At 46.6% G+C, this 4,444-nt stretch carries 5 protein-coding genes; 2 read left to right on the top strand and 3 right to left on the bottom strand.

Annotated features, from left to right (window positions below; all coding sequences use genetic code 11):
* The 3 genes from A3766_RS09070 to def form a co-directional block, all read right to left on the bottom strand.
* On the bottom strand, nt 1-914 hold a 914-nt coding region (locus A3766_RS09070; protein WP_304440948.1), incomplete at its 3' end, for a transcription antitermination factor NusB.
* Nucleotides 895-1,854 (bottom strand): methionyl-tRNA formyltransferase, encoded by a 960-nt coding sequence (gene fmt, locus A3766_RS09065; RefSeq protein WP_068512830.1) that lies wholly within the window; start codon nt 1,852-1,854, stop codon nt 895-897. The genes A3766_RS09070 and fmt, both read right to left, overlap by 20 nt.
* Nucleotides 1,855-1,914: 60 nt before the next feature.
* Entirely contained in the window at nt 1,915-2,427 is a 513-nt protein-coding gene (gene def / locus A3766_RS09060; protein WP_068508982.1) for a peptide deformylase, read from the bottom strand.
* Between the two features lie 198 nt (nt 2,428-2,625).
* On the opposite strand from def, the gene A3766_RS09055 reads away from it, so the two are divergent.
* Together A3766_RS09055 and A3766_RS09050 are read left to right on the top strand one after the other, a co-directional pair.
* Nucleotides 2,626-3,657 (top strand): LysM peptidoglycan-binding domain-containing protein, encoded by a 1,032-nt coding sequence (locus A3766_RS09055; protein ID WP_231872321.1) that lies wholly within the window; start codon nt 2,626-2,628, stop codon nt 3,655-3,657.
* Between the two features lie 158 nt (nt 3,658-3,815).
* Nucleotides 3,816-4,444, top strand: a 629-nt coding sequence (locus A3766_RS09050) for a DNA-processing protein DprA (RefSeq protein WP_197479464.1), incomplete at its 3' end; no start/stop codon positions are given.

Below are 4,444 nucleotides of genomic sequence, written 5' to 3'. Positions count from 1 at the left end.
GTTTGGGATTCCAGGATCGCACAGGTTTTTCCGCCTGGTGCGGCACAGGCATCGAGTACCTTATGGCCTTCTTCTAGTTCCAGTAAGTCACAACATAGTTGGGCTGCTTCATCCTGAACGCTTGCTGCGCCCTCGCGAAACTTGGGTAAAGCGGCTACGGGAACCGGTTTGAGCAACTGGATGCCGAAAGAACTGAAGGCGCAAGTTTGCGCTTCAATTTCCTGTTCCGTTAGTAAATCCAGGTAGTGTTGTCTTGGTTCGTCACTTTCAGCGAACTGTCGATTAACTCTCAGTGTCATCGGAGGGCGTGCATTTCCCTGGCGAAGAATATCTTGCCACTTTTCTGGCCAGTTATGTTTAACCTTTTCTTTAATCCACTCAGGGTAGCTGGCATTAATGATTTCGTTTGTTGCTTCACCTGCTTCGATCGCTGGCAGGGCGGATATTTTTCGAAGCACTGCATTGATCAAAGGCTTAAAGTGCTCTATTCCCAGCTCGGCAGCGGCTTGCACAGTTTCATTAATTGCAGCGTGGGCGGGTGTGCGCATGAATAGGAGTTGGTAAGCCCCTACTTTTAGAATGCTTTCAACCAGTTTATCTTCGTGCTGGAGCGGTGTTTCCAAAAACTGATTATGGTTATTTGCCAAATACTCGTACCAGCGACAGGCTCCATAGACAATTTCCTGAAGAAGGGCGCCGTCTTTATCTGCCACCTGTTCAGCAGCGATGGGCATGAGTGCAGTCAGTGACTTTTGTTCATAAGCGACACTGTGTAAAAGATGGCTGGCAAGCGCTCTGACGCTGCTTAAGCTTTCTATTGCAGGTAGCTTAGGAAGTCGGATATTTTGCTTGGAGCGTCTAGCTCGTGATTGGCGACGACTGCGTCCGCCAGACCTAGTTGTCATGATTGACATTCAGCTGCTCTCCCGCATTTAATAGCGCTTTACCGCCGTTCACGAAAGATTGAACGTCCATGGCTTTTGCCCCCGGAAGTTGGAGTTGCTGAATGCTGATAGCGCCTTGGCCACACTGGATAATGATGCCGTTTTTGGTTTTTTCCAGAATAGTACCGGCTACTCGGTCATCGTTTGTTTCGACTTCTGATGCTTCAAAGATACGGACACGCTGAACTTTCCCTTTTGCATCAAGAAACTCCAGAAACGATACCGGCCAAGGGTTGAACGCTCGGATATTGCGACAGATCTGTTGGGCGCTATCTTGCCAGTTAATGCAAGCTTCTTGTTTACTCAGTTTATGTGCGTAATTCGCCAGTTCGTTATCTTGAGGTTCAGCCGCTAATGTTTCACGCTGTTCGAGATATTGCAAAATCGCGCTGGCTCCTTGTTCAGCGAGCCGGTCATGAAGGCTACCGCCAGTATCCTGGTCAGTGATATCGGTTTTGAGTTTGAGTAGCATGTCGCCGGTATCTAAGCCTACGTCCATTTGCATGATGGTAATGCCCGTTTCACGGTCACCCTCCTGAATTGCACGCTGAATCGGCGCAGCGCCACGCCAGCGTGGAAGTAAAGACGCGTGGATATTGATACAGCCGAAAGTGGGCATGTCCAACACTGCTTTAGGTAGGAGCAGGCCATAAGCCGCTACAATCATTAGGTCTGCCTTGAGCGCTGCTAGTTCCGTCTGGGCCTCGGGGTTTGTCAGCTTTTCAGGTTGGAATACTGGAATGCCATGCGCTTCAGCTACCTGTTTTACCTCGCTTTTTACGAGCTTCTTGCCACGCCCTGCCGGACGGTCTGGCTGAGTGTAGACGGCGATGACCTCATGGTTTTGGTCAATAATGGCTTGGAGGCTTTTGGCTGCAAACTCCGGTGTACCGGCAAAGATAATCTTCAAACTGAAATCACTTTTTTAAATTGGGTAAATAAAAATCGCACAGATATGATAAAAGGCGTTTTAAGCGCGTTCCTGACTGCGATGAATCTTCTCTAGTTTCTTTTTGATACGATTACGTTTTAAACCGCTTAAATAGTCAACAAAGAGTTTACCGTTTAAGTGATCCATTTCGTGTTGGATGCAAACGGCTAGTAGCCCCTCTGCTTCTAGGCTAAACTCTTTGCCTTGTCGGTCTAGCGCTTCGATCAGCACATGTTCGATTCGGCTAATATCTTCATAAAAGCCAGGAACGGACAGGCAGCCTTCTTGCATTTTTTCTAGCTCACCCTCTAAAACAGTGACTTTAGGGTTAATAAATACCAGTGGTTCGCTCTTATCTTCTGACAGGTCCATCACTATTAATTGGAGGTGGCGATCTATCTGTGTTGCTGCCAGACCAATGCCGGGAGCATCATACATGGTCTCAAACATGTCATCGATAAGGGTTTGCAGATTGTCATCAAACTCTTCGACCGGTTTGGCCAGAGTACGAAGGCGAGGGTCTGGATATTCTAAAATTTCTAAAATCGACATGTGGATCCTGTTATGGCTGGTTTATTAGCGCTGTACTAGTATTAAATTGTGGTGCGTGTCACGATATCACTGCTACTATTATCTTATAGAAAAGGAAATTAGTACAAATTGTTAAATCTTGATCTATAGTTTTCTAGATACCGTGCCTTTTTTTCGCACACTTATATCTTAGACATAAATTTATTATGTAGGCAGCACATGATCCGAAAGTTACTCATCTCCGTAATATTGACAAGCCTGGCGCTGGTTCAATCCGTCTTGGCATCCCCTGAATTGGCTGACAACCACCCGGATCGTTACGTTGTCGTAAAGGGTGATACCTTGTGGGATATCTCAGAGCGCTTTTTGAAGTCGCCTTGGCTATGGCCAGAAATCTGGCATGCGAACCCTCAGGTCTCGAATCCTCACCTTATCTATCCTGGTGATATTATTGGTCTGATATATATTAATGGCCAACCGCGACTTACTACCTTGAAGGCAGGCCCTCAAAATGGCGTGGTTAAGCTCAGTCCTCAAATTAAGGCAACGCCAATTTCTGCTGCGATTCCGACGATTCCACTTGATGCAATAGCCAGTTTCTTGTCTCAGAACCGAATTGTTGAAAAAGAAGAGATGGAAATGGCGCCTTACGTGCTTATCGGTCGTGAGAATCACCTGATCACCGGGACTGGTGATACGGTCTTCGCTCGAGGTGACGTTAAGGGTGCTGAGAAAGTAGCCGTATATCGTTCTAGCGAGACTTATATTGACCCCGAAACGAATGAATTATTGGGGCTTGAAGCGAAAGCGATTGCCACTGCAGATGTTGATCAAGTAAACAAAGAAGTTGTGACGCTGAATATTCTTCGTAGCAGTGAAGAATTGCGCCAAGGTGACCGCTTGTTGCCGACTGAAGATAGAATGATTAACTCTAATTTTGTGCCAAGTAAGCCAGAGCATGATATTCGAGGCAAGATGATTTCTGTGGCTTCAGGTGTTGGTAATATTGGTCAGTATAATGTTGTTGTTATCAACCGCGGCGAGCGTGATGGTATTAAGGAAGGTAATGTACTCGCAGTATACAAGAGAGGCGGCTTGGTTCGTGATCCTTACACCAAAGAAAAGATTGAGTTACCTTCACAGCGTGCAGGTTTGTTAATGGTGTTTAGAGTCTTTGAGAAATTGAGCTACGGCTTGGTTTTGAAAGCAACACGCCCACTTGCTGTGATGGACGAGGTTCGTACGCCTTGATTTGAACCTGAGCCTTGAATTAGCGAGGCTGTAAAGGTTAAAGTAAACTGAAGGCAGCTTAAGGATTAAGCTGCCTTTTTTGTTGGGCGATTGCTTGGCAAAGTATACCTAGGCCCGGAATAGGGCATTCTGCTAATAAATCGATTAAGGATGATCGTATGGCTATTTCTTCAAGTTGCGAATACATCGCACAACTTTCTGCAGTCAAAGGCTTGGGCCTGAAGACTTTTTATCACCTTTATTCTCACTTTGGGAGCGTTGACGCGCTTACGAAAGCTGACTACGAGGCTTTATGCTCAAGCGGTCTTAAACCAGTGATGGCACGAGCCCTGGTCAACATTAATGAAGCTGCATTATCCCAGGCGCTTCCACGTTCGACCGAGACGTTGATGGAGTGGTCGGAACCTGCGCGACAGCATATATTAAGTATTGAGGATGCAGGCTATCCGTCTTTATTAAAGGAAGTATTTTGTCCGCCGCCTATGATCTATCTGAAAGGCTGTCTGGAGTCTTTATTGTTGCCTGCCTTAGCCGTTGTGGGTAGCAGAAAACCAAGTATGGCCGGGAAACAGCATGCCTATTCTTTTGCCTATGAGTTGAGCCTTCAGGGCCAGAATGTCGTTAGTGGTTTGGCTTTGGGGGTTGATACTTTGGCCCATCGAGGAGCCTTGGAAGCAAGTGGCATTACCTGTGCTGTTTTGGGGACGGGCTTAGATCTTGTTTACCCAAGGCAAAATCAAAAACTAGCAGAGCAAATTATGGATCGAGGAGTGCTGGTGTCGGAAAT

Source organism: Oleiphilus sp. HI0132 (assembly GCF_001635845.1).
This window is presented reverse-complemented; position numbering and strand designations above follow the sequence as displayed.